General features: G+C 60.3%; 18 protein-coding genes. 13 read left to right on the forward strand and 5 right to left on the reverse strand.

Translation table 11 applies throughout. The features are described 5' to 3' along the window. Nucleotides 1-159: 159 nt before the first annotated feature. The 6 genes from J3P76_RS14255 to fabI are packed head-to-tail and all read left to right on the forward strand — an operon-like array spanning nucleotide 160 to nucleotide 8367. Complete coding sequence (locus tag J3P76_RS14255; RefSeq protein WP_434702041.1) at nucleotides 160-1989, forward strand: extracellular solute-binding protein; 1830 nt, start codon at nucleotides 160-162, stop codon at nucleotides 1987-1989. Further along, the gene (locus J3P76_RS14260) at nucleotides 1986-3839 is read left to right on the forward strand and encodes an extracellular solute-binding protein (RefSeq protein WP_434611095.1); all 1854 of its coding nucleotides are present in this window, start codon (nucleotides 1986-1988) and stop codon (nucleotides 3837-3839) included. Before J3P76_RS14255 ends, J3P76_RS14260 begins: the two co-directional genes overlap by 4 nt. A gap of 4 nt (nucleotides 3840-3843) precedes the next feature. Further along, on the forward strand, nucleotides 3844-4920 hold the full coding sequence (locus J3P76_RS14265) for a microcin C ABC transporter permease YejB (RefSeq protein ID WP_420766566.1): 1077 nt from the start codon (nucleotides 3844-3846) through the stop codon (nucleotides 4918-4920). A gap of 1 nt (nucleotide 4921) precedes the next feature. Continuing rightward, complete coding sequence (locus J3P76_RS14270) at nucleotides 4922-5941, forward strand: ABC transporter permease (protein WP_434563729.1); 1020 nt, start codon at nucleotides 4922-4924, stop codon at nucleotides 5939-5941. Nucleotide 5942: 1 nt separating this feature from the next. Next, complete coding sequence (locus J3P76_RS14275) at nucleotides 5943-7553, forward strand: ABC transporter ATP-binding protein (protein WP_434700865.1); 1611 nt, start codon at nucleotides 5943-5945, stop codon at nucleotides 7551-7553. A 19-nt stretch (nucleotides 7554-7572) separates the two neighbouring features. After that, entirely contained in the window at nucleotides 7573-8367 is a 795-nt protein-coding gene (gene fabI / locus J3P76_RS14280; RefSeq protein ID WP_003202751.1) for an enoyl-ACP reductase FabI, read from the forward strand. A gap of 53 nt (nucleotides 8368-8420) precedes the next feature. On the opposite strand, the gene J3P76_RS14285 is transcribed toward fabI, so the two are convergent. Both J3P76_RS14285 and J3P76_RS14290 read right to left on the reverse strand, forming a co-directional pair. Further along, nucleotides 8421-8834, reverse strand: coding sequence for a hypothetical protein (locus tag J3P76_RS14285; protein ID WP_434611090.1), 414 nt, complete (start codon nucleotides 8832-8834; stop codon nucleotides 8421-8423). 6 nt (nucleotides 8835-8840) lie between these two features. Further along, entirely contained in the window at nucleotides 8841-9665 is an 825-nt protein-coding gene (locus tag J3P76_RS14290) for a lipid II-degrading bacteriocin (RefSeq protein ID WP_434628476.1), read from the reverse strand. Nucleotides 9666-10072: 407 nt separating this feature from the next. Between J3P76_RS14290 and J3P76_RS14295 the strand changes: the two genes are divergently transcribed. Next, a complete protein-coding gene (locus J3P76_RS14295; protein WP_434563727.1) occupies nucleotides 10073-10897 on the forward strand; it encodes an AraC family transcriptional regulator in 825 nt (274 codons plus the stop codon). Between the two features lie 137 nt (nucleotides 10898-11034). On the opposite strand, the gene J3P76_RS14300 is transcribed toward J3P76_RS14295, so the two are convergent. Next, nucleotides 11035-11622, reverse strand: coding sequence for a LysE family translocator (locus tag J3P76_RS14300; RefSeq protein WP_420766570.1), 588 nt, complete (start codon nucleotides 11620-11622; stop codon nucleotides 11035-11037). Between the two features lie 174 nt (nucleotides 11623-11796). Here J3P76_RS14300 and J3P76_RS14305 point away from each other — a divergent pair, with 174 nt between their 5' ends. From J3P76_RS14305 to J3P76_RS14320, 4 genes are all read left to right on the forward strand, one after another. Further along, nucleotides 11797-13251 carry a TrkH family potassium uptake protein gene (locus J3P76_RS14305; RefSeq protein ID WP_434611085.1) on the forward strand — a complete coding sequence of 485 codons (1455 nt, stop codon included), beginning with the start codon at nucleotides 11797-11799 and terminating at the stop codon, nucleotides 13249-13251. 64 nt (nucleotides 13252-13315) lie between these two features. Continuing rightward, the gene (locus J3P76_RS14310) at nucleotides 13316-14398 is read left to right on the forward strand and encodes a bifunctional transcriptional activator/DNA repair enzyme AdaA (protein WP_434611083.1); all 1083 of its coding nucleotides are present in this window, start codon (nucleotides 13316-13318) and stop codon (nucleotides 14396-14398) included. A 22-nt stretch (nucleotides 14399-14420) separates the two neighbouring features. After that, nucleotides 14421-15047, forward strand: a complete 627-nt coding sequence (locus tag J3P76_RS14315) for a DNA-3-methyladenine glycosylase family protein (protein ID WP_434563721.1) — start codon at nucleotides 14421-14423, stop codon at nucleotides 15045-15047. Nucleotides 15048-15160: 113 nt separating this feature from the next. Next, nucleotides 15161-15649: a GFA family protein gene (locus J3P76_RS14320; RefSeq protein ID WP_434611080.1), complete on the forward strand. Its 489-nt coding sequence runs from the start codon at nucleotides 15161-15163 to the stop codon at nucleotides 15647-15649. On the opposite strand, the gene J3P76_RS14325 is transcribed toward J3P76_RS14320, so the two are convergent. Next, nucleotides 15646-16248, reverse strand: a complete 603-nt coding sequence (locus tag J3P76_RS14325; RefSeq protein WP_434700866.1) for a tRNA-(ms[2]io[6]A)-hydroxylase — start codon at nucleotides 16246-16248, stop codon at nucleotides 15646-15648. The genes J3P76_RS14320 and J3P76_RS14325 overlap by 4 nt on opposite strands. Before the next feature lie 158 nt (nucleotides 16249-16406). Between J3P76_RS14325 and J3P76_RS14330 the strand changes: the two genes are divergently transcribed. Further along, entirely contained in the window at nucleotides 16407-17270 is an 864-nt protein-coding gene (locus J3P76_RS14330; protein ID WP_434611078.1) for a universal stress protein, read from the forward strand. 81 nt (nucleotides 17271-17351) lie between these two features. Here the strand turns inward: J3P76_RS14330 and J3P76_RS14335 are convergent, their stop codons facing one another. Further along, nucleotides 17352-17822, reverse strand: a complete 471-nt coding sequence (locus J3P76_RS14335) for a DUF1289 domain-containing protein (protein WP_420766577.1) — start codon at nucleotides 17820-17822, stop codon at nucleotides 17352-17354. A 407-nt stretch (nucleotides 17823-18229) separates the two neighbouring features. Here J3P76_RS14335 and acnB point away from each other — a divergent pair, with 407 nt between their 5' ends. Continuing rightward, on the forward strand, nucleotides 18230-20839 hold the full coding sequence (gene acnB, locus J3P76_RS14340; RefSeq protein WP_249877324.1) for a bifunctional aconitate hydratase 2/2-methylisocitrate dehydratase: 2610 nt from the start codon (nucleotides 18230-18232) through the stop codon (nucleotides 20837-20839). Nucleotides 20840-20879 lie beyond the last annotated feature (40 nt).

Here is a 20879-nt window from a genome sequence, read left to right on the forward strand (position 1 = left end):
ATTCGTGGCGAGGGAGCTTGCTCCCTCGCCACGAATGCATGCTCGCCCCGGCTTCGCCTAATCTGAGAGGCTTTGGCCCACCGCCTTTTTCCCGCCCATACAAGCTGTTACTGTACAGGCCATAAATGCCCAAGCCGCCTGGATCGGATCCCAGACTTGATACGCCCCCTCCTCCTGCTCCTGATCAGCCTGGCATCGAGCCCTGCCGCCGACGCTACCATCAGCGAAAGCCATGGCTATGCGCAATTCGGCACGCTGAAATACCCGGCCCGGTTCACCCACTTCGACTGGGTCAACCCGCAAGCGCCCAAGGGCGGCACCTTGCGGATCATGGCGTTTGGCACCTTCGATACCCTCAATCCCTATACATTCAAGGGCAGCAGCCCGGTTTCCACGCCGAACTTCCTGCAATACGGCATCAATGAGCTGAACGAACCGCTCATGGTAGGCACTGGCCAATATGCGCCCTCAGGGGATGAGCCAACGTCGAGTTACGGCTTGATCGCCCAGTCGGTGGAGTACAGCGAGGACCGCAGCTGGGTGGTGTTCAACCTGCGGCCCGAAGCGCGCTTTCATGATGGCGTGCCGATCACTGCCTATGACGTAGCGTTTTCCTACCGAACGCTGCTCAAAGATGGCCATCCGCAATACCGGACCAATTTGCAGGAAGTGCTGCGGGTGGATGTCCTCAACCCGCTGAAAATCCGCTTCGTGTTCAAGCGCTCGGGCAATCCGCTGCTGATCCTGCGCCTGGGTGAGCTGCCGGTGTTGCCGCAGCATTATTGGAAAGACCGCGATTTCAAGGCGACCACCTTCGAGCCGCCGTTGGGCAGCGGGCCTTATCGCATCACCAAAGTGCAGCCAGGTCGCCAATTGGTGTTCGAGCGAGTCAAGGACTACTGGGGCAAGGATCTGCCGGTCAATCGTGGCAAGTACAACGTCGATCGAATGGAAGTGGATTTCTACCGAGACAGCGGCGTCGCCTTCGAAGCCTTCAAGGCCGGTGAGTTTGACATCTACATCGAGCACCAAGCCAAGAACTGGGCCAACGGGTACAACTTTCCGGCGGTGAACCGTGGCGATGTGATCAAGGCGCAGATTCCCCACCAGATTCCGACCCAGACCCAGGGCCTGTTCATGAACACCCGGCGCGCCACCTTCGGCGAGGTCAAGGTCCGAGAAGCCCTGGGGTTGATGTTCGATTTCGAATGGACCAACCGCACCCTGTTCAGCGGCGCGTACAAACGAACCCTCAGCTATTACCCCAACAGCGAATTCTCCGCCACTGGCCTGCCCGTCGGCCACGAGTGGCTTTTGCTCAAACCTTACCGTGAACAACTGCCCCCTCGATTACTGACCGAGCCCTTCAGCCTGCCCCAAACCGACGGGCGCGGCATTCCCCGGGAAACCCTGCGCAGGGCCCTTGGCCTGCTGAAGGAAGCCGGCTGGACCCTCAACGGCCAGCACCTGCTCAACGCCGACGGCCAACCCCTGCGCTTCGAGATCCTGCTGGTCAACCCGAACCTGGAGCGCATCCTGCAGCCCTACGTCGAAAACCTGGCCAGCATTGGCATCCAGGCCCGAGTGCGCACAGTGGATCGTGCCCAGTACAAGCAGCGATTGGACCAGTTCGACTTCGACATGATTTTGCTGACCCTGGGCCAGACCCTCAGCCCGGGCCTTGAACAATGGCAGTATTTCCACTCCAGCCAGGTCGGGATCAAGGGCAGCAAGAACTACGCAGGGATCGCCAATCCGGTGGTTGACCATCTGCTGGAAAAACTGCTCTCCGCCCAGACCCGCGACGAACAAGTCGCCGCCGGCAAGGCCCTGGACCGGGTCCTGCTGTGGCAGCATTACTGCATTCCCAACTGGTATATCAATTACCATCGCCTGGCGTATCGCAACCGGTTCGCCTTTGTCACCACGCCGCCCTACACCCTGGGCCTGAGCGCGTGGTGGCTGAAATCTTCGGAGAAAGATCAATGAAGCCTCTACGCGCCCTGCTTCTGCAGGCCGGCAGTTTGTTATTCGCCGGGCTGGCCTGCGCCGCGCCGCAGCACGCCGTGACCTTGTACAACGAGCCACCAAAGTACCCGGCCAATTTCAAGCATTTCGACTACGTGAACCCCGATGCCCCCAAGGGCGGAATATTCCGTCAGGGTGGCTTTGGCAGCTTCGACAGCCTCAATCCATTCATCAGCAAAGGCGTACCTGCCGATGATATCGGCCTGATCTACGACACCTTGGCCAAGCAAGGCCTGGATGAGCCCTTCACCGAATACGGCCTGGTCGCGGAAAAAATCGAGAAAGCGCCGGACAACGGCTGGGTGCGCTTTTACCTGCGCCCCGAAGCGCGCTTCAACGACGGCCACCCCATGCGCGCCGAAGATGTCGTGTTCAGCTTCGAGACCCTGACCAAGGATGGCGCGCCGATGTTCCGCGGCTATTACAACGATGTGGCCGAGGTCATCGCCGAAGACCCACTCAAGGTTCTGTTCAAGTTCAAGCACACCCATAACCGTGAACTGCCGCTGATCCTCGGCCAACTGCCGGTATTGCCCAAGCATTGGTGGGCCAGCCGCGATTTCAGCAAGGGCAACCTGGAAATTCCCCTGGGCAGCGGGCCCTACAAGGTCACCGAAGTAAAGGCCGGACGTTCGATCCGCTATGAGCGGGTGAAGGATTATTGGGGCAAGGACCTGCCGGTGAACCGCGGTTTCTATAACTTCGACGTATTGACCACCGACTATTACCGCGACAACACCGTGGCGGTGGAAGCCCTCAAGGCCGGACAGTTCGATTACTGGCTGGAAATGACCGCGAAGAACTGGGCCAACGCCTACAACATCCCCGCCGTGACCGAAGGCCGCCTGATCAAGGAACAGATTCCCAACGGCAACCCTACGGGCATGCAAGGCTTCATCTTCAACCTGCGCCGCCCGGTGTTCCAGGATGTACGGGTGCGCCAGGCCCTGAGCCTGCTGTTGGACTTCGAATGGACCAACAAGCAGTTGTTCAACGGTGCCTACGCCCGCACCCGCAGCTATTTCGAGAATTCGGAAATGGCCGCCACCGGGTTGCCCGGCGAAGACGAGCTGAAGATTCTCGAACCCTTGCGCGGCAAGATTCCCGAGCAAGTCTTCACCGAAGCCTTCCAACCTTCGGTCTGCGACGGCAGCGGCATGATCCGCGACCAGCAACGCAAGGCCTATCAGCTGTTGCAGGAAGCCGGCTGGCGCATCGTCGATGACAAGATGGTCGATGCCCAAGGTAAGCCGGTGGTGCTGGAGTTCCTGCTGGCCCAGACCGAATTCGAACGGATCCTGCTGCCGTTCAAACGCAACCTGAGTGACCTGGGCATTGAACTTGTGATCCGCCGCGTCGACGTGTCGCAATACATCACCCGCGTGCGTTCGCGGGACTTCGATATGGTGGTGGGCAGCTTTCCGCAATCCAGCTCGCCAGGAAACGAGCAGCGCGAATTCTGGATGTCGGCCGCTGCGGACAAACCCGGCAGCCGCAACACCATGGGCCTCAAGGACCCTGCCGTGGACCAACTGGTGGAACAGTTGATCAACGCTGACTCGCGCAAGAGCCTGGTGGCCCATGCCCGGGCGTTGGACCGGGTCCTGCAATGGGGCTATTACGTAATTCCCAACTGGCACATCAAGACCTGGCGCGTGGCCTACTGGAACCACATCGGCCACCCGAAAGTCACGCCGACCTATGACATCGGCACCACTACATGGTGGGTCAAGCCGGAGGTCAAGCCAGCCGATGAGGTAGAAAAGCAGGTCATCGAGCAGCAAATCGCCGCTCCCGAGAGTGTGGAGTAACCCGATGCTGGCTTATATTTTTCGGCGGCTGTTGCTCATCATCCCGACGCTGTTCGGCATCCTGCTGATCAACTTCGTCATCATCCAGGCCGCGCCCGGCGGCCCGGTGGAGCAAATGATCGCCAAGCTCGAAGGGTTCGAAGGCGCCACCAGCCGCATCGCTGGCGGCGGTGCCGAGGTATCGGTGGCAGGTTCCTCCTCTTACCGCGGCGCCCAGGGCCTGGACCCGGCGCTGGTCAAGGAAATCGAGCGCATGTACGGCTTCGACAAGTCCGCCCCGGAGCGCCTGTGGATCATGATCAAGAACTACGCCCGCCTGGACTTCGGTGACAGTTTCTTCCGCGACGCCAAGGTCATTGACCTGATCAAGGAAAAGATGCCCGTGTCCATCTCCCTCGGGCTATGGAGCACACTGATCATGTACCTGGTGTCCATCCCCCTGGGGATCGCCAAGGCGACGCGGCACGGCAGTCATTTCGATGTGTGGACCAGTTCGGCGATCATCGTCGGCTATGCGATCCCGTCGTTCCTGTTTGCCATCCTGTTGATCGTGGTGTTTGCCGGCGGCAGCTATTTCGACTGGTTCCCGCTGCGTGGGCTGACATCCAACAACTTTGATGAACTGACCCTGGGCGGCAAGATCCTCGACTATTTCTGGCACCTGGCCTTGCCAGTGACCGCGCTGGTGATCGGCAACTTCGCCACCATGACGCTGCTGACGAAGAACAGCTTCCTCGATGAAATCAACAAGCAGTATGTGGTCACCGCCAAGGCCAAGGGCCTGACCCGCAACCGCGTGCTGTATGGCCATGTGTTTCGCAACGCAATGTTGTTGGTGATCGCCGGCTTTCCTTCGGCCTTCATTGGCATTTTCTTCACCGGCTCGCTGCTGGTGGAAGTGATCTTCTCCCTCGACGGCCTGGGCCTGATGAGTTTCGAAGCCGCGATCAACCGCGACTACCCCGTGGTATTCGGCACACTGTTCATCTTCACCTTGCTGGGGCTGGTGGTGAAATTGATTGGCGACCTGACCTACACCTTCGTCGATCCGCGCATCGATTTCGAAAGCCGGGAGCATTGAGATGAACCTGTCCCCTCTCAATCGCCGCCGTTTCGAACTGTTCAAGGCCAACAAGCGCGGCTGGTGGTCGCTGTGGCTGTTCCTGGTGCTGTTCGTGCTGAGCCTGGGCGCCGAGCTGATCGCCAACGACAAACCGCTGGTGGTGCATTACGACGGCGGCTGGTATTTCCCGGCCCTAAAGCGCTACCCCGAGACCACCTTTGGCGGCGAATTCCCGCTGGAGGCCAACTACAAGAGCCCGTACATCCGTGAGCTGCTGGCCGCCAAGGACGCCTGGGTGGTGTGGGCACCGATTCCGTTCAGCTACCAGAGCATCAACTACGACCTGAAAGTCCCGGCACCGGCGCCGCCCTCCTCGGTGAACTGGCTCGGTACCGATGACCAGGGGCGCGATGTGCTGGCGCGGGTGATCTACGGTTTTCGTATCTCGGTGCTGTTTGCCCTGACGCTGACGGTGCTCAGCTCGATCATCGGGGTGATCGCCGGTGCCCTGCAGGGTTTCTACGGTGGCTGGGTGGACCTGGCCGGCCAGCGCTTCCTGGAGATCTGGTCCGGGTTGCCGGTGCTGTACCTGCTGATCATCCTCGCCAGTTTCGTCCAGCCCAACTTCTGGTGGCTACTGGGCATCATGCTGCTGTTTTCCTGGATGAGCCTGGTGGACGTCGTGCGCGCCGAGTTCCTGCGCGGCCGCAATCTGGAATACGTGCGCGCCGCTCGCGCATTGGGCATGCAGAACGGCGCGATCATGTTCCGCCACATCCTGCCCAACGCCATGGTCTCGACCATGACGTTCATGCCGTTCATCCTCACCGGCGCCATCGGCACCCTCACCGCCCTGGATTTTCTCGGCTTCGGCCTGCCGGCGGGCGCGCCTTCCCTGGGCGAGCTGGTAGCCCAGGGCAAGTCCAACCTCCAGGCGCCGTGGCTGGGCATCAGCGCGTTCGCCGTACTGGCGATCATGCTGAGCCTGCTGGTGTTCATCGGCGAATCCGCTCGCGATGCCTTCGATCCGAGGAAGTGAAATGAACCAGGACAATCTGATCGAAGTACGCGACCTGGCGGTGGAGTTCGTCCTCGGCGAACGCCGCCAGCGGGTGGTCGAAGGCGTCAGCTTCGACATCAAGCGAGGCGAAACCCTGGCCCTGGTGGGCGAAAGCGGTTCGGGCAAGTCCGTGACGGCCCACTCCATCCTGCGCTTGCTGCCCTATCCGCTGGCCCATCATCCCACCGGAACCATCCAGTACGCGGGCCAGGACCTATTGGGCCTGAAGGAAAAAACCATCCGCCATATTCGCGGCAACCGGATCGCGATGATTTTCCAAGAGCCGATGACGTCGCTGAATCCCTTGCACTGCATCGAAAAACAGCTCAACGAAGTGCTCGGCATCCACAAGGGCCTGACTGGCAAGGTCGCTACCCGCCGCTCCCTTGAACTGTTGGAGCTGGTCGGCATTCCTGATCCGCACAAGCGCCTCAAGGCCCTGCCCCATGAACTGTCCGGTGGCCAGCGGCAACGGGTGATGATCGCCATGGCCTTGGCCAATGAGCCGGAACTGCTGATCGCCGACGAACCGACCACCGCGCTGGACGTCACCGTGCAGCTGAAAATCCTCGAACTGCTCAAGGATTTGCAAGCACGCCTGGGCATGTCGCTGCTGCTTATCAGCCACGATTTGAACCTGGTGCGAAGAATTGCGCATCGCGTATGTGTCATGCAGCGCGGTTGCATCGTCGAACAGGCATCGTGCGCAGAGTTGTTCCGCGCGCCGCAACATCCGTACACTCGGGAATTACTGGCCGCCGAGCCCAGCGGCAACCCGGCAAACAACGTCGTCGGCCCGCCGCTGTTGCAGGTCGAGGACCTGAAAGTCTGGTTCCCGATCAAGAAAGGCGTGTTCAAGCGTACGGTGGATTACATCAAGGCGGTGGACGGAATCCGCTTCAGCCTGCCCCAGGGCCAGACCTTGGGCATCGTCGGCGAAAGTGGTTCCGGAAAGTCGACCCTGGGGCTGGCGATCTTGCGGTTGATCGGCAGCCAGGGCGCGATCCGCTTCGAGGGCCAGCAGCTCGACTGCCTGTCACAGCAGCAGGTCCGGCCGCTGCGCCGGGAGATGCAAGTGGTGTTTCAGGACCCGTTCGGCAGCCTGAGCCCACGGATGTGTGTGAGCCAGATCGTCGGCGAGGGGTTGCGGATCCACAAGATCGGCACCCCGGCAGAACAGGAACAAGCGATAATCGCGGCATTGAAGGAGGTAGGCCTGGACCCGGAAACCCGGAACCGCTACCCCCATGAATTTTCCGGAGGGCAACGGCAGCGCATCGCCATTGCCCGGGCCCTGGTGCTCAAGCCGGCGTTGATTCTGCTGGATGAGCCGACGTCGGCCCTGGACCGTACCGTGCAACGCCAGGTGGTGGAGCTGTTGCGGTCGCTGCAAACCAAGTACAACCTGACGTACCTGTTTATCAGCCATGACCTGGCTGTCGTCAAAGCGCTGAGCCACCAGCTGATGGTGGTCAAGCATGGCCAAGTGGTCGAACAAGGTGATGCCCGCAGCATATTCGCCGCGCCGCAACACCCCTATACACAGCAGTTGCTGGAGGCCGCCTTCCTGGCCCCAACAACTGCCGAATAACCTGAAAGAGGAGCAACACATGGGTTTTCTCGCCGGTAAGCGCGTACTGATCGTCGGTGTCGCCAGCAAGCTGTCCATCGCATCCGGCATCGCTGCCGCCATGCATCGCGAGGGCGCTGAGCTTGCCTTCACTTATCAGAACGACAAACTCAAGGGTCGTGTCGAAGAGTTCGCGCAAGGCTGGGGTTCGAGCCCGGAGCTGTGCTTCCCATGCGACGTGGCCAGCGATGAAGAAATCGCCAAGGTCTTCGAAGAACTAAGCAAGAAGTGGGATGGCCTGGACTGCATCGTGCACTCCGTGGGCTTCGCCCCGGGCGACCAGTTGGACGGCGACTTCACCGAAGCCACCACCCGCGAAGGCTTCCGCATCGCCCACGACATCAGCGCCTACAGCTTCGTGGCCCTGGCCAAAGCCGGCCGTGAAATGATGAAAGGCCGCAACGGCAGCCTGCTGACCCTGTCGTACCTGGGCGCCGAGCGCACCATGCCGAACTACAACGTCATGGGGATGGCCAAGGCCTCCCTGGAAGCGGGCGTTCGCTACCTGGCCGGCTCCCTGGGCCCGGACGGCACCCGCGTGAACTGCGTATCGGCCGGCCCGATCCGCACCCTCGCCGCTTCCGGCATCAAGAATTTCCGCAAGATGCTGGCCGCCAACGAAGCGCAAACCCCGCTGCGTCGCAACGTCACCATCGAAGAAGTCGGCAACGCCGGCGCCTTCCTGTGCTCTGACCTGGCGTCGGGCATCAGCGGTGAAATCATGTACGTGGACGGCGGCTTCAACACCACCGCCATGGGCAACATCGAAGAATAATCTTCGCGTTGCAACAAAAACGCCGCTTGACCTGGAAAGGTCAAGCGGCGTTTTCAATTCAATCTTCGTGGACTGGCCAGCAGCAGCAAGGCGAAGGAAAGCAGAAACAACAATGCCGCCAACACCCCGGATACCGCGTCATACAAGTAGGCCAAGGAGACCAACGCCCCCAAGAGTGACGTTACAAAAAGGGGAGCATTGGCAAACGCATACACCCCAATACGCAGCGTGAAAGACCGTCGCGTTAAAAACTGTTGGGCAAAACTGCCTAGCCCCGTCAGGGCGGCAGACGTCGCGGTCAGCACGATCAACACAACCAGGTACATCGCAACTGCCGGAACACCTAGGGTATCGTTGGGATTCCCAGGGTTCTCCATCACAGTGTCCGCCGGGAATAAAAACAGCGCCGCACACGCTGCCACCATGCAAAAGATAGCTCCCGCCAGTCTCTTCTCTTCGCGCATCATCGAGGATTACCTTGAGAAATCAATGGGAAGCTCGCCAGTCATTCGTATTTCATAATCCTGCGCTCGGGCAACTCGCCCCACCTGGCGCAGCGCAGTCGTCGCTTTTTCATCAAATACCCCACGATGATTGCTGGCGTTCGCGTCGTAGCGATCCGAAAAAGCCTTGGCAGTACCGGTGAATTTAAGGCTACCCGATGTGTTACGGATTACCTTACCGGTAATTTGAAGCGTGATGTTTCCGAGATAGATCCTCGCGATATTCGAGTCCTGAGCCGTGGAGTAAGGAACCCTTAGATTAACGGTGGTTACTCCAATTCCTGCCGTGTTGATAATCGCCATTAAATCAGGAATTTTTTTCGGCGCAGGGCTGATACCAGTTCTGTCGAGTCGAACGCTGACAGGTTTGCCTTTTCCGAGTAGCCAGTGGCTTATAGCTTTGAAAGGAGTGAAAACGCCTCCAGAAAACTCCTGTTCGGTCGCCAGCTGTTCCGTATTTTTGATTTTCGCCCCCTCCTTTATCCCGAGCTTCCAGGCGCTGGCGGTGTCGAGCTTGGGGTTTCTCAGCACCAATAAATCAGCGCCATGTGCGACCTTCAATTCACCAATGATTATCCCGTCCAGTCCATACCGGACAGGTGAATTATTACGCATCGCTACAAGATGGCGGCCCAGCATCTGAGGCCAATGACCCCGTTCGTACGCCACGTTGCGCTCTTGGATCATTTTCCCAATCATCGCCATTGGAGCAGGGGAAGGAAGGCCTCTCCCGCTTCCGCGTGACGTGCCGTATGTTTCGGGATAAACATATGTCAGGGGGAGTTCGTTGTTCATGGAGGCACCTAACCAAGTCAAATAGTTGTAATGCTGCGGTTTTGACTCAGCATTACGGAATGCAAAACCCATCTTGCGCATTCCAGGTGCCCCTCGTGCGGTACATATTTATAGCGTTGCGCCGACTGGCAACGTGGCGCTTTGTGCAAAACTCACCGTCCTACGTGGCCACCTCTAGAACGGGCCGCGACCTCCTTTGCAGATGCCTCTTGGATGAGCATCCATACGCCCTTCAGTTGCACAAAAACGCCGCTTGGCCTAGAAAGGTCAAGCGGCGTTTTTTTGCTCTGCACATTATCTGTGGAACGAACTTGCAACCCAGTCCAGACCCGCACCGATCTCGAACGGGCATTTTTGGGCGCAGGCGAATACACTCAGGCACAGCCAATAAAACAGGACATCAACCGATGAAGCCCGCCAACCATGACGCTGCCCCACGTTTCTGGCACGACGCGGCGCTGCCTTTCATCGAAGCCCGGGCCATCGCCGATGGGCGCAAGGTCTGTTATTCGCGTCACTCCCACGACCATTTCTCGATCGGTGCGATCACCGCCGGGCGCAGCACGTATCTGCATGAGCAGTCGAGCTTCCAGGTCGAGGGTGGCACGGTGGTGCTGATGAATCCTGGCGACGTCCACGCCTGCAATCCCATCGACAATCAACCCTGGTCCTACGTGATGCTGTATGTCGATACCCAATGGCTAAGGGACCTGCAACGGCGGATCGGCTTTGATCCGTCCATGGAGTTCCAGGCGTTCGACACCACCCACAGCCGCGATGCCGCGCTTTTCTCCGGCCTGTGTGCGCTCTACGAAATACTGGTGGATGAACAGGTCGATACCCGCGCCAAAAAAGATGCCGTCGAGGCGTTTTTCACCGACCTCCAGCATCGGCTCAATCCGGCCGGGCGCCCGGACCGGGGCAGTCACCCTGCTTTGATGCGGGCCGCGCAGTTCATCCATGACCATTGCACCGAAGCCCTCAAGCTCGAGGATATCTGCGCGTTTGCACAGCTCTCGCCGTCCTACTTGAGCCGGGCCTTCAAGCGTCACTACGGTATGACGCCCCACGCTTTCCTGATCAATCGCCGGATCCAATTCGCCCGTCGCCAATTGCGCGAGGGCAAGTTGATTGCCGATGTCGCGCTGCAAAGCGGTTTTGCCGACCAGGCGCATTTCCAACGGGCATTCAAGCAACACCTGGCCGCCACGCCCGGGCAATACCGAGGCTGACACTGCCCCGTCCCGTGGCGAGGGAGCTTGCTCCCGCTGGGCTACGGAGTAGCCCTCGATTCCAAGCGACCGCTGCGCAGTCGAGCGGGAGCGAGCTCCCTCGCCACGACAGCGTTCCAACCCCAAGGACGGGTTGCTCACGGCAACAACAGATACACCGCGCTCGCCACCAGCAACGCCGCCATCGCCCGATTGAACAGGCGCATGGTCACCGGATTCCCCAGCCAGGTACGCAGGAAGCTGCCGGCGTATGCCCAGCAGCCCACGGACAGGTAGCAGATCACCAAATAGATCGCCGCGAACTGCCACACCAGCGATGCCTCGCCATCGGCGACGAAAGCGCCCATCCCCGCCACGCAGGCCAGCCAGGCCTTGGGGTTGAGCCACTGCATCAGTGCGCCGTAGATCATCGACGGCGCGCGCCCTTCGTCCCGCTCACCCAGCTCGCCGTTGTCCATCGCCAGCTTCCAGGCCATGAACAACAGGAACGCCACCCCCGCCAGTTGCACCACGCGGGTGAGCCCCGGCCAGCGCTGCAAGACTTCGTGCAACCCCAACCCCATCAAGACCAGCAGCAGGACAAACCCCAGGGTGGCGCCGGCGACGTGGCGCAAGGTGGCGCGCAAACCGTACCGAGCGCCGGAACTGAGGGCCACGATATTGACCGGGCCCGGCGTAATGGACGCGACCAGCGCAAAGGTCGCCATGGATAATATCAAGCTCATCACATATCTTCTTCGTTTGAGGAAAGAGGCCCCAAGTTAAACGGGTTGCCCGCACGGGTATTGAAGAAAACTGCCTTCGTCATCAAGCACGCCCGCTTCTTTTTTTACGCAAACTTTACGCGCTGACCGACTCGCCAAATCGATACTGTGCAGCTTTTGAATCAGGCGTTATCCATGTCCATAGCGGTTCTGCGTCTCATCGGTTTCATCCTTGGGATTTTCCTGATCACCCTCGCGGTCAGCATGGCGATTCCGCTGTTCGCGCTGATGTTCTACGAGCGCAACGATGACTTGTCGGCGTTTCTCTGGTCGAGCCTGATCACTTTTGTCTGCGGTGTGGCACTGGTCGCCCGTGGAAGACCGGAACAGGCCCAGATGCGGCCCCGGGAAATGTACCTGCTGACCACCGCCAGTTGGGTATTCGTCTGTGCGTTCGCCGCCCTGCCAATGGTGCTCATTCAGCACATCAGCTACACCGATGCGTTTTTCGAGACCATGTCCGGCATCACCACCACCGGCTCGACCATCCTGACCGGTTTGGACACGGCATCGCCCGGCCTGTTGATATGGCGCTCGATGCTGCACTGGCTCGGTGGAATCGGCTTTATCGGCATGGCCGTGGCGGTCCTGCCGTTATTGCGGGTCGGTGGCATGCGGCTGTTCCAGACCGAATCTTCGGATTGGTCGGAGAAAGTCACGCCGCGCTCGCATGTCGCGGCCAACTACATCCTGTGGATCTACGTAGGCTTGACCGCGCTCTCGACGTTGGCGCTGTGGCTTGCCGGCATGACGCCTTTCGAGGCGATCAACCATGCGATGTCGCTGATTTCCACCGGAGGATTCTCCACCTCCGATGCGTCCCTCGCCCATTGGCCGCAACCGGCGGTCCATTGGGTGTCGGTGGTGGTCATGATGGCGGGGTCGCTGCCCTTCACGCTGTATGTGGCGACATTGCGAGGCCACCGGCGCGCCTTGCTCAAGGACCAGCAAGTCAGGGGATTCATAGGCTTTCTGGTGGTCACCTGGCTCGCGGTCGGCACCTGGCTGAGCCTGAACAGCGACCATGCATGGTGGGACGCGGTCCGTATCGTCGCGGTCAACGTCACCTCCGTGGTCACAACCACTGGCGTGGCCCTGGGGGACTACACGTTGTGGGGCAGCTTCGCCCTGCTGCTGTTCTTTTACCTGACGTTCGTCGGCGGCTGTTCGGGGTCCACCGCCGGGGGCCTGAAGATCTTTCGGTTTCAGGTCGCCAAGGTCCTGTTGATGGGCAGCTTGAAGCAATTGATCCACCCCCGGGCGGTGATCCAGAAGAAGTACAACAATCACCCCATCGACGAGGAAATCGTTCGCTCGCTGCTGACGTTTTCGTTCTTCTTCGCGATCACCATCGGCGCCATCGCCCTGGGCCTCGCGCTGATCGGCCTGGATTGGACGACCGCCTTGACCGGCGCCGCCACCGCCGTGTGCAACGTCGGCCCGGGCCTGGGCAATATCATAGGCCCGGCCGGCAACTTCTCGACCCTGCCGGACGCGGCGAAATGGCTGCTGACCCTCGGCATGCTGCTGGGACGCCTGGAGATCCTGACGGTGCTGGTGTTGTTCACGCCAGTGTTCTGGAAATATTGATATCGGCAAATTCACTGTCGATTTTTCGGTGGAGGGCTTGGGGCCACGGTTCTATGCTCCTCCCATGAACCTACAAGACTCGCTGCTCCCGCCCCACGCCGAAATGGTCCGCGCCATGCTCGAACGAGACACCGCCTACGAGGGGGTGTTTTTCACCGCGGTCAAGACCACCGGCATTTTCTGTCGTCCCAGCTGCACGGCACGCAAGCCGAAGCCGGAGAACGTGGAGTTCTTCGCTCACGCCGACGAGGCCATGTCGGCCGGCTATCGAGCCTGCCTGCGCTGCAAGCCATTGGATGCCGCGGCCATCGCACCGGCCTGGATCCAGGCGCTGCTCAAAGCCGTGGATGCCGGGCCCGACGTGCGCTGGACCGATGCGCTGCTGCACGAACAGGGCATCGAACCGCTGAAGCTGCGCCGCTGGTTCAAACAGCATTTCGGCATGACTTTTCACGCCTACCTGCGCACCCGGCGCCTGGGCATCGCCTTGGGCGGAATCAAGGAAGGCGCCTCGATCGACAACGCCGCGTTCGATTCCGGCTATGAATCCCTGAGCGGTTTTCGTGATGCGTTCGTGAAGTCTTTTCATATCACCCCCGGCCGCGCCGGCCTCAGCGAACCGTTGCTGTTCACCCGACTGACAACCCCTCTGGGGCCGATGCTGGCCATGGCCGAACGTCGCGGACTGGTGCTGCTGGAATTTCTCGACCGCCCGGCCTTGACCAAAGAATTGGAAGAACTGCAGCAACGCTACGGCTACACGGTCGCCCCGGGGCATAACGCTCATTTGCAACAGATCGAAACCGAACTGGCGGATTATTTCGCCGGCAAACAAACGACTTTCCACGTGCCGCTGCACATGCCTGGCAGCGCCTTTGCAGTCCGGGTCTGGGCCGAACTGCAAAAGATCCCCTATGGCGAAACCCGCAGCTACGGCGCCGTCGCCTGTGCCCTGGGCAGCCCTGGCGCCAGCCGCGCCGTGGGCTTGGCCAACGGGCAGAATCGCCTGGCTATCGTCATTCCCTGCCATCGGGTGATCGGCGCGGACGGCGCGCTGACCGGTTACGGTGGCGGCCAGCCGCGCAAGGCGTTTTTGTTGCGGCTGGAAAAAGCCGCGGTGCAGGTTTCGTTGCCCTTGGCGTTTTGATCAGCCCCGAACAGAGATCCGGATGAGCACGCCTTACGACGAAGCGAGTACTTTCCTGGCCAATCTTGACGAAGACTGGCGGCGTCACATCGCGTCCGTCGGCCCGTGCCTGCTGCAACCCAAGCCGGCCCGCGATCCCTATGAGGCACTGGTGCGGGCGATTGCCTACCAACAACTGCACGCCAAGGCCGGGGACGCCATTCTCGGGCGGCTTGTCGCGCTGTTTGCCCCCGCCGCGTTTCCCGCCCCCGAACAACTGTTGGCAACAGACAGCACGCTACTGCGCAGTTGCGGATTCTCCGCGAGCAAGCTCGCGACCCTCCAGGGCATCGCCCAGGCGACACTGGATGGGATCGTGCCGGATTACGCCACGGCCCGGGCCATGGACGATGAAGCACTGATCGAGCGCCTGGTCAGCCTGCGCGGCGTCGGGCGCTGGACCGTGGAGATGCTGTTGATCTACAGCCTGGAACGAGTGGATGTCTTGCCGGCGGATGACTTTGGGGTTCGCGAAGGATATCGACGGCTAAAAGGTCTGGAGACTCAGCCGAATCGCCGGCAGATCATCGCTATCGGCCAGGCCTGGAGTCCTTATCGGACGGTGGCGGCTTGGTATTTGTGGCGGGTGCCCAAAATCAAGTCCGCATGATCGTTCATCGCGGGCAAGCTCTTCCACTGGCGTCGGCGCATTAACTTAAAAGTTGAGAACATCACCCCATCGAGGTTGTCCAGATTATTCAGTCCCTAACCGGAGGTCCCCCCATGCACCTCGAAGGATCCTGCCATTGCGGCGCCGTTTCGTTCAGCCTGGACAGCACCCATCCCTACCCTTACCAGCGGTGCTATTGTTCGATCTGTCACAAGACCCAGGGCGGCGGCGGTTTTGCGGTCAACCTGGGGGGCGATGCGAAGAGTCTCAAGGTGCAAGGCCGCAAGCACATCACGGTCTACCATGCGCGACTCAAGGATGAAGGCGATAAACGCGCCCATCGCAGCAGCGCCGAACGGCATTTCTGTTCGCTTTGCGGTTCGGGGTTGTGGTTGTTCAGCCCCGAGTGGCCGGAGCTGATCCATCCGTTTGCCTCAGCCATCGACACGCCGTTGCCGGTACCGCCGGAGCACACCCACCTGATGCTGGGTTCCAAGGCGCCGTGGGTGGAAGTCGAGGCGCATCCGGGCGACCAGCAGTTCGAGGTATATCCCGAGGAATCGATTGCCCAGTGGCATGAACGGTTGGGTTTGACCCGTTAGGCCGGCACGCCGCTGTGAAACCGGAACTCCCCATCCGGCGACTCGATCAGCTCGCGCTCGGCCTCGCGAACCTTGTCGATCACCTGGGCGATGTCCTTGGCGTCTCCATACTGATAAGCCAGCTTCAGATAACCCTGGAAGTGCCGGGCCTCACTTTTCAGCAAGCCGAAATAGAATTTGCCGAGTTCCTCGTCCAGATGCGGCACCAGCGCCTCGAATCGCTCGCAGCTGCGGGCTTCGATGAAGGCGCCGACCACCAGGGTGTCCACCACTTTCACCGGCTCGTGGCTGCGCACCACTTTGCGCAAGCCCGAGGCATAGCGCCCGGCAGAGAGCTGGCGAAGACCTACCTTGCGTTTTTTCATCAGACGCATGACCTGCTCATGATGCACCAACTCTTCCCGGGCCAGGCGCGACATCATGTTGATCAAATCTACATGGGAATGGTACTTGGCGATCAGGCTCAGGGCGGTGCTGGCGGCCTTGAACTCGCAGTTCTTGTGGTCGATCAGCAGCGTTTCCTGATCGGCCAGCGCAGCCTGGACCCAGGCATCGGGGGTGCGGCAGCCGAGGAACTCGTGAATTTCGGGAAGGATCATGGGGCTCACGGAAAAGGTAGTCGAGCAAAGGGCGCCGATTATACCGGCCTGCCTCCAGACCACCAGTCACACCGATTGATATGCATCAAGTCGACGCGCCATCCATAGCAACTATAGTTGAGCAACGCCATGCCTCTTTATTGCTGGAGACGCCGATCATGCAAGCCATTCGCAGCATCCTGGTGGTCATCGAACCCGAACATTCGGAAAGCCTTGCGCTCAAGCGCGCCAAATTGATCGCCGGAGTAACCCAGGCTCATCTGCATCTGCTGGCATGCGACAAACACCACGATCATACCGGCCTGCTCAGCGTGCTGAAAAGCGCATTGCTGGCCGACGGCTATAGCGTCACCACCGAACAGGCCTGGAACGAAAGCCTTTACGAAACCATCATCGACGTGCAGCAGGCCGAAGGCTGTGGCCTGGTCATCAAGCAACACTTCCCGGACAGCCCATTGAAAAAAGCCCTGCTGACCCCGGCGGACTGGAAGTTGCTGCGCCATTGCCCGACCCCGGTGCTGCTGGTCAAGACGTGCGGTTCCTGGAAAGACCGGGTCATCCTGGCGGCAGTCGATGTCGGCAATGCCGATGGCGAGCATCGTCACCTGCACTCGACCATCATCGATCACGGCTATGACATTGCCCTCCTGGCCAAGGCGCACCTGCATGTAATTAGCGCCCACCCGTCACCGATGCTCTCGTCGGCCGACCCGACCTTCCAGCTCAAGGAAACCATCGAAGCGCGTTATCGCGAACAATGCCGGGCGTTCCAGGCCGAGTTCGACATCGATGACCAGCATCTGCACATCCAGGAAGGCCCGGCGGACGTATTGATTCCCTACATGGCCCACAAGCTTCAGGCCGCGGTCACCGTGATTGGCACCGTGGCGCGCTCCGGCTTGTCAGGCGTGTTGATCGGCAATACCGCCGAAGCCGTGCTCGATGCGCTGGAAAGCGATGTGCTGGTGCTCAAGCCACAGGAAGTCGAAGACCACTTGGTGGAGTTGGCGTACAAGGGTTGAGGCTTTGTGGATTCAGCCGAGTTTCCGTGGCGAGGGAGCTTGCTCCCTCGCCAAAAGCTATCTGGTCCGAATGACAGGCTGTCAGCCGTCCATCGCATCCTTGAGGAACCCCGGCGCGATATAACGTTGGTAATGCGCTTCGGACAGGAGGAAGAATTCCCGATCAATGGCATCTCGCAGGTCCGGCAGGTCCCAATCGCGAAACTCCGGCAACAGGACCATGCCGTACGCTTCCAGGTTATTGATCACCCGCGCGCCCCGGGCGATCAGTTGATAGGCCCAGCAATATTCCGATTGGTGCGGCACGAAGCGGATCTTGCGCGCCTCCAGTTGCTGACGCAGCAACGCCGGGTCGAAAACCTCCAGCTTCGCCACCATTACCTGCACCAGCAGTTGCTCGAGCCGCATCCACACCGCGCGTTTTTCTTCCTCGTTGTAGCCGTTCCAGTGGATCACTTCATGGTGGAACCGCTTGCAGCCACGGCAGACCAGGTCACCGTAGACAGTGGAACAGAGGCCGACGCAGGGGGTCTTGATGAGCTGGTTGGGCATAAGGCAACGCACACGCAAAAACAGGACAGACGGGCATGTTAGCCCTTTGTCTAAGATTGATCACCCCTCAAACCTGGAAGCCCAACTTACCTTTAATTTTTTTTTCCCGTAGAATCAGCCAGCCTTTTAAGGCGCCAATGTCCGTTAGAAGCTGTTTTCAAAGCGTCACGAGCACAGTCGTTCCTTCAGAGCGGTGTTGGCGAAGGGTCTTTCCAGCGGGGAAAGCCCAACGCCAACCCTCATCAGCTCCCCGTTCTGCAGGCGTAAAACTTTGAAAGCAGCTTCTGTGAGGAACTCCGTCAACTCTGGCGTGGAGGCCCAAAAAGCCCCTGTCGCGCATGAGTGCCGTGAGTTTCTGGATGAGCGTCCCGGACACCCATTTGGGACCACTGATGAGGGTAATAACTGTGCTTGAAGCCTACCGCAAACATATCGAAGAGCGTGCAGCCCTGGGTATCGTTCCCCAGCCGCTTAACGCCGAACAAACCGCAGGCCTGATCGAGCTGCTGAAGAATCCTCCGGCTGGCGAAGAAGCCTTCCTCGTTGACCTGATCACCAATCGTGTTCCGCCAGGCGTCGACGAAGCCGCCTACGTCAAGGCCGGCTTCCTGTCCGCCCTGGCCAAGGGCCAGGCCCAATCCCCTCTGCTGGACAAGAAGCGCGCTGTAGAACTGCTCGGCACCATGCAGGGTGGCTACAACATCGTGACCCTGGTCGAGCTGCTGGACGACGCCGAGCTGGCGCCAGTCGCCGCCGAAGAACTCAAGCACACCCTGCTGATGTTCGACGCCTTCCACGACGTGGCTGAAAAAGCCAAGAACGGCAACGTTCACGCCAAGGCCGTGCTGCAATCCTGGGCTGACGGCGAGTGGTTCAAGAAGCGCCCGGTGCTGGCCGACAAGATCAGCCTGCGCGTGTTCAAGGTCACCGGCGAAACCAACACCGACGACCTGTCCCCTGCCCCGGACGCCTGGTCGCGTCCTGACATCCCGCTGCACGCCCTCGCCATGCTGAAAATGGCCCGTGACGGCATCGTTCCGGACGAGCAAGGCAAGACCGGCCCGATGAAGCAGATCGAAGAAATGCGCGGCCAGGGCTTCCCGATCGCCTACGTCGGCGACGTGGTGGGTACCGGCTCCTCGCGTAAATCGGCCACCAACTCGGTGCTGTGGTTCTTCGGCGACGACATTCCCTACGTGCCGAACAAGCGCGCAGGCGGTTTCTGCTTCGGCAGCAAGATCGCACCGATCTTCTACAACACCATGGAAGATGCCGGCGCACTGCCGATCGAGTTCGACGTGTCGAACATGAACATGGGCGACGTGATCGACCTGTACCCGCACGCCGGCAAAGTCTGCAAGCACGGCACCGACGAAGTCATCACCACCTTCGAAATGAAGACCCCGGTGCTGTTGGACGAAGTCCGCGCTGGTGGCCGCATTCCGCTGATCATCGGCCGTGGCCTGACCGAGAAGGCTCGCGCCGAACTGGGCCTGCCACCATTCGACCTGTTCAAGAAGCCTGAAGCGCCTGCTGAAAGCACCAAGGGTTTCACCCTGGCGCAGAAGATGGTCGGCAAGGCTTGCGGCCTGGCAGAAGGCCAAGGCGTTCGTCCTGGCACCTACTGCGAACCGAAAATGACCACCGTGGGTTCCCAGGACACCACAGGTCCCATGACCCGTGACGAACTGAAAGACCTGGCGTGCCTGGGCTTCTCGGCTGACCTGGTGATGCAGTCCTTCTGCCACACCGCGGCCTATCCAAAGCCGATCGACGTCACCACCCACCACACCCTGCCTGATTTCATCATGACCCGCGGCGGCGTTTCCCTGCGTCCGGGCGACGGCATCATCCACTCGTGGCTCAACCGCATGCTGCTGCCAGACACCGTGGGCACCGGTGGCGACTCGCACACCCGTTTCCCGATGGGCATCTCGTTCCCGGCCGGTTCCGGCCTGGTCGCGTTCGCCGCTGCCACCGGCGTCATGCCGCTGGACATGCCGGAATCGATCCTGGTGCGCTTCAAAGGCAAGATGAAACCTGGCATCACCCTGCGTGACCTGGTTCATGCCATTCCTTACTTCGCTATCCAGAACGGTCTGCTGACCGTCGAGAAGAAAGGCAAGAAAAACGCCTTCTCCGGCCGCATCCTGGAAATCGAAGGCCTGGAAGGCTTGACCCTGGAGCAGGCGTTCGAGTTGTCCGACGCCTCGGCCGAACGTTCGGCTGCCGGTTGCACCATCAAGCTGTCGAAAGAGTCGATCACCGAGTACCTGCAGTCCAACATCACCCTGCTGCGCTGGATGATCGGCGAAGGCTACGGCGATGCGCGTACCCTGGAACGTCGCGCCCAAGCAATGGAAGCCTGGATCGCCAACCCGCAACTGATGGAAGCCGATGCCGACGCCGAATACGCCGAAGTCATCGAAATCGATCTGGCCGACATCAGCGAGCCTGTGCTCTGCGCGCCGAACGACCCGGACGACGCCCGTCTGTTGTCCAGCGTTGCTGGCGAGAAGATCGACGAAGTGTTCATCGGTTCGTGCATGACCAACATCGGTCACTTCCGCGCTGCCGGCAAACTGCTGGATCAGGTCAAGGGTCAGCTGCCAACCCGTCTGTGGCTGTCGCCACCGACCAAGATGGACGCTCACCAACTGACCGAAGAAGGCTACTACGGCATCTACGGCAAGGCCGGTGCTCGGATGGAAATGCCAGGCTGCTCGCTGTGCATGGGTAACCAGGCACGCGTCGAGCCGAACTCCACCGTGGTGTCGACTTCGACCCGTAACTTCCCGAACCGTCTGGGTGACGGCGCGAATGTCTATCTGGCCTCGGCCGAACTGGCATCCGTAGCGTCCATCCTGGGTCGCCTGCCGACCGTCGAGGAGTACATGGAATACGCCGGCAAGATCGACAGCATGGCAGCGGACGTGTACCGCTACCTGAGCTTCGACCAGATCGCCGAGTTCCGTGAAGCGGCTGCAAACGCCAACATCCCGGTCGTCCAAGCGTAACGCTTAAGACGCCCGCCTAAAAACGCCGCCCCTCTCACGA

This window comes from Pseudomonas sp. D1-36, assembly GCF_051132205.1.
Classification (GTDB): Bacteria; Pseudomonadota; Gammaproteobacteria; order Pseudomonadales; family Pseudomonadaceae; genus Aquipseudomonas.

Coding starts and splice junctions, on each gene's coding strand:
- J3P76_RS14260 (WP_434611095.1), top strand. CDS start 1,986: ATGAAGCCTCTACGCGCCCTGCTTCTGCAGGCCGGCAGTTTGTTATTC.
- J3P76_RS14265 (WP_420766566.1), top strand. CDS start 3,844: ATGCTGGCTTATATTTTTCGGCGGCTGTTGCTCATCATCCCGACGCTG.
- J3P76_RS14270 (WP_434563729.1), top strand. CDS start 4,922: ATGAACCTGTCCCCTCTCAATCGCCGCCGTTTCGAACTGTTCAAGGCC.
- J3P76_RS14275 (WP_434700865.1), top strand. CDS start 5,943: ATGAACCAGGACAATCTGATCGAAGTACGCGACCTGGCGGTGGAGTTC.
- fabI (WP_003202751.1), top strand. CDS start 7,573: ATGGGTTTTCTCGCCGGTAAGCGCGTACTGATCGTCGGTGTCGCCAGC.
- J3P76_RS14285 (WP_434611090.1), bottom strand. CDS start 8,834: ATGATGCGCGAAGAGAAGAGACTGGCGGGAGCTATCTTTTGCATGGTG.
- J3P76_RS14290 (WP_434628476.1), bottom strand. CDS start 9,665: ATGAACAACGAACTCCCCCTGACATATGTTTATCCCGAAACATACGGC.
- J3P76_RS14295 (WP_434563727.1), top strand. CDS start 10,073: ATGAAGCCCGCCAACCATGACGCTGCCCCACGTTTCTGGCACGACGCG.
- J3P76_RS14300 (WP_420766570.1), bottom strand. CDS start 11,622: ATGAGCTTGATATTATCCATGGCGACCTTTGCGCTGGTCGCGTCCATT.
- J3P76_RS14305 (WP_434611085.1), top strand. CDS start 11,797: ATGTCCATAGCGGTTCTGCGTCTCATCGGTTTCATCCTTGGGATTTTC.
- J3P76_RS14310 (WP_434611083.1), top strand. CDS start 13,316: ATGAACCTACAAGACTCGCTGCTCCCGCCCCACGCCGAAATGGTCCGC.
- J3P76_RS14315 (WP_434563721.1), top strand. CDS start 14,421: ATGAGCACGCCTTACGACGAAGCGAGTACTTTCCTGGCCAATCTTGAC.
- J3P76_RS14320 (WP_434611080.1), top strand. CDS start 15,161: ATGCACCTCGAAGGATCCTGCCATTGCGGCGCCGTTTCGTTCAGCCTG.
- J3P76_RS14325 (WP_434700866.1), bottom strand. CDS start 16,248: ATGATCCTTCCCGAAATTCACGAGTTCCTCGGCTGCCGCACCCCCGAT.
- J3P76_RS14330 (WP_434611078.1), top strand. CDS start 16,407: ATGCAAGCCATTCGCAGCATCCTGGTGGTCATCGAACCCGAACATTCG.
- J3P76_RS14335 (WP_420766577.1), bottom strand. CDS start 17,822: ATGCCCAACCAGCTCATCAAGACCCCCTGCGTCGGCCTCTGTTCCACT.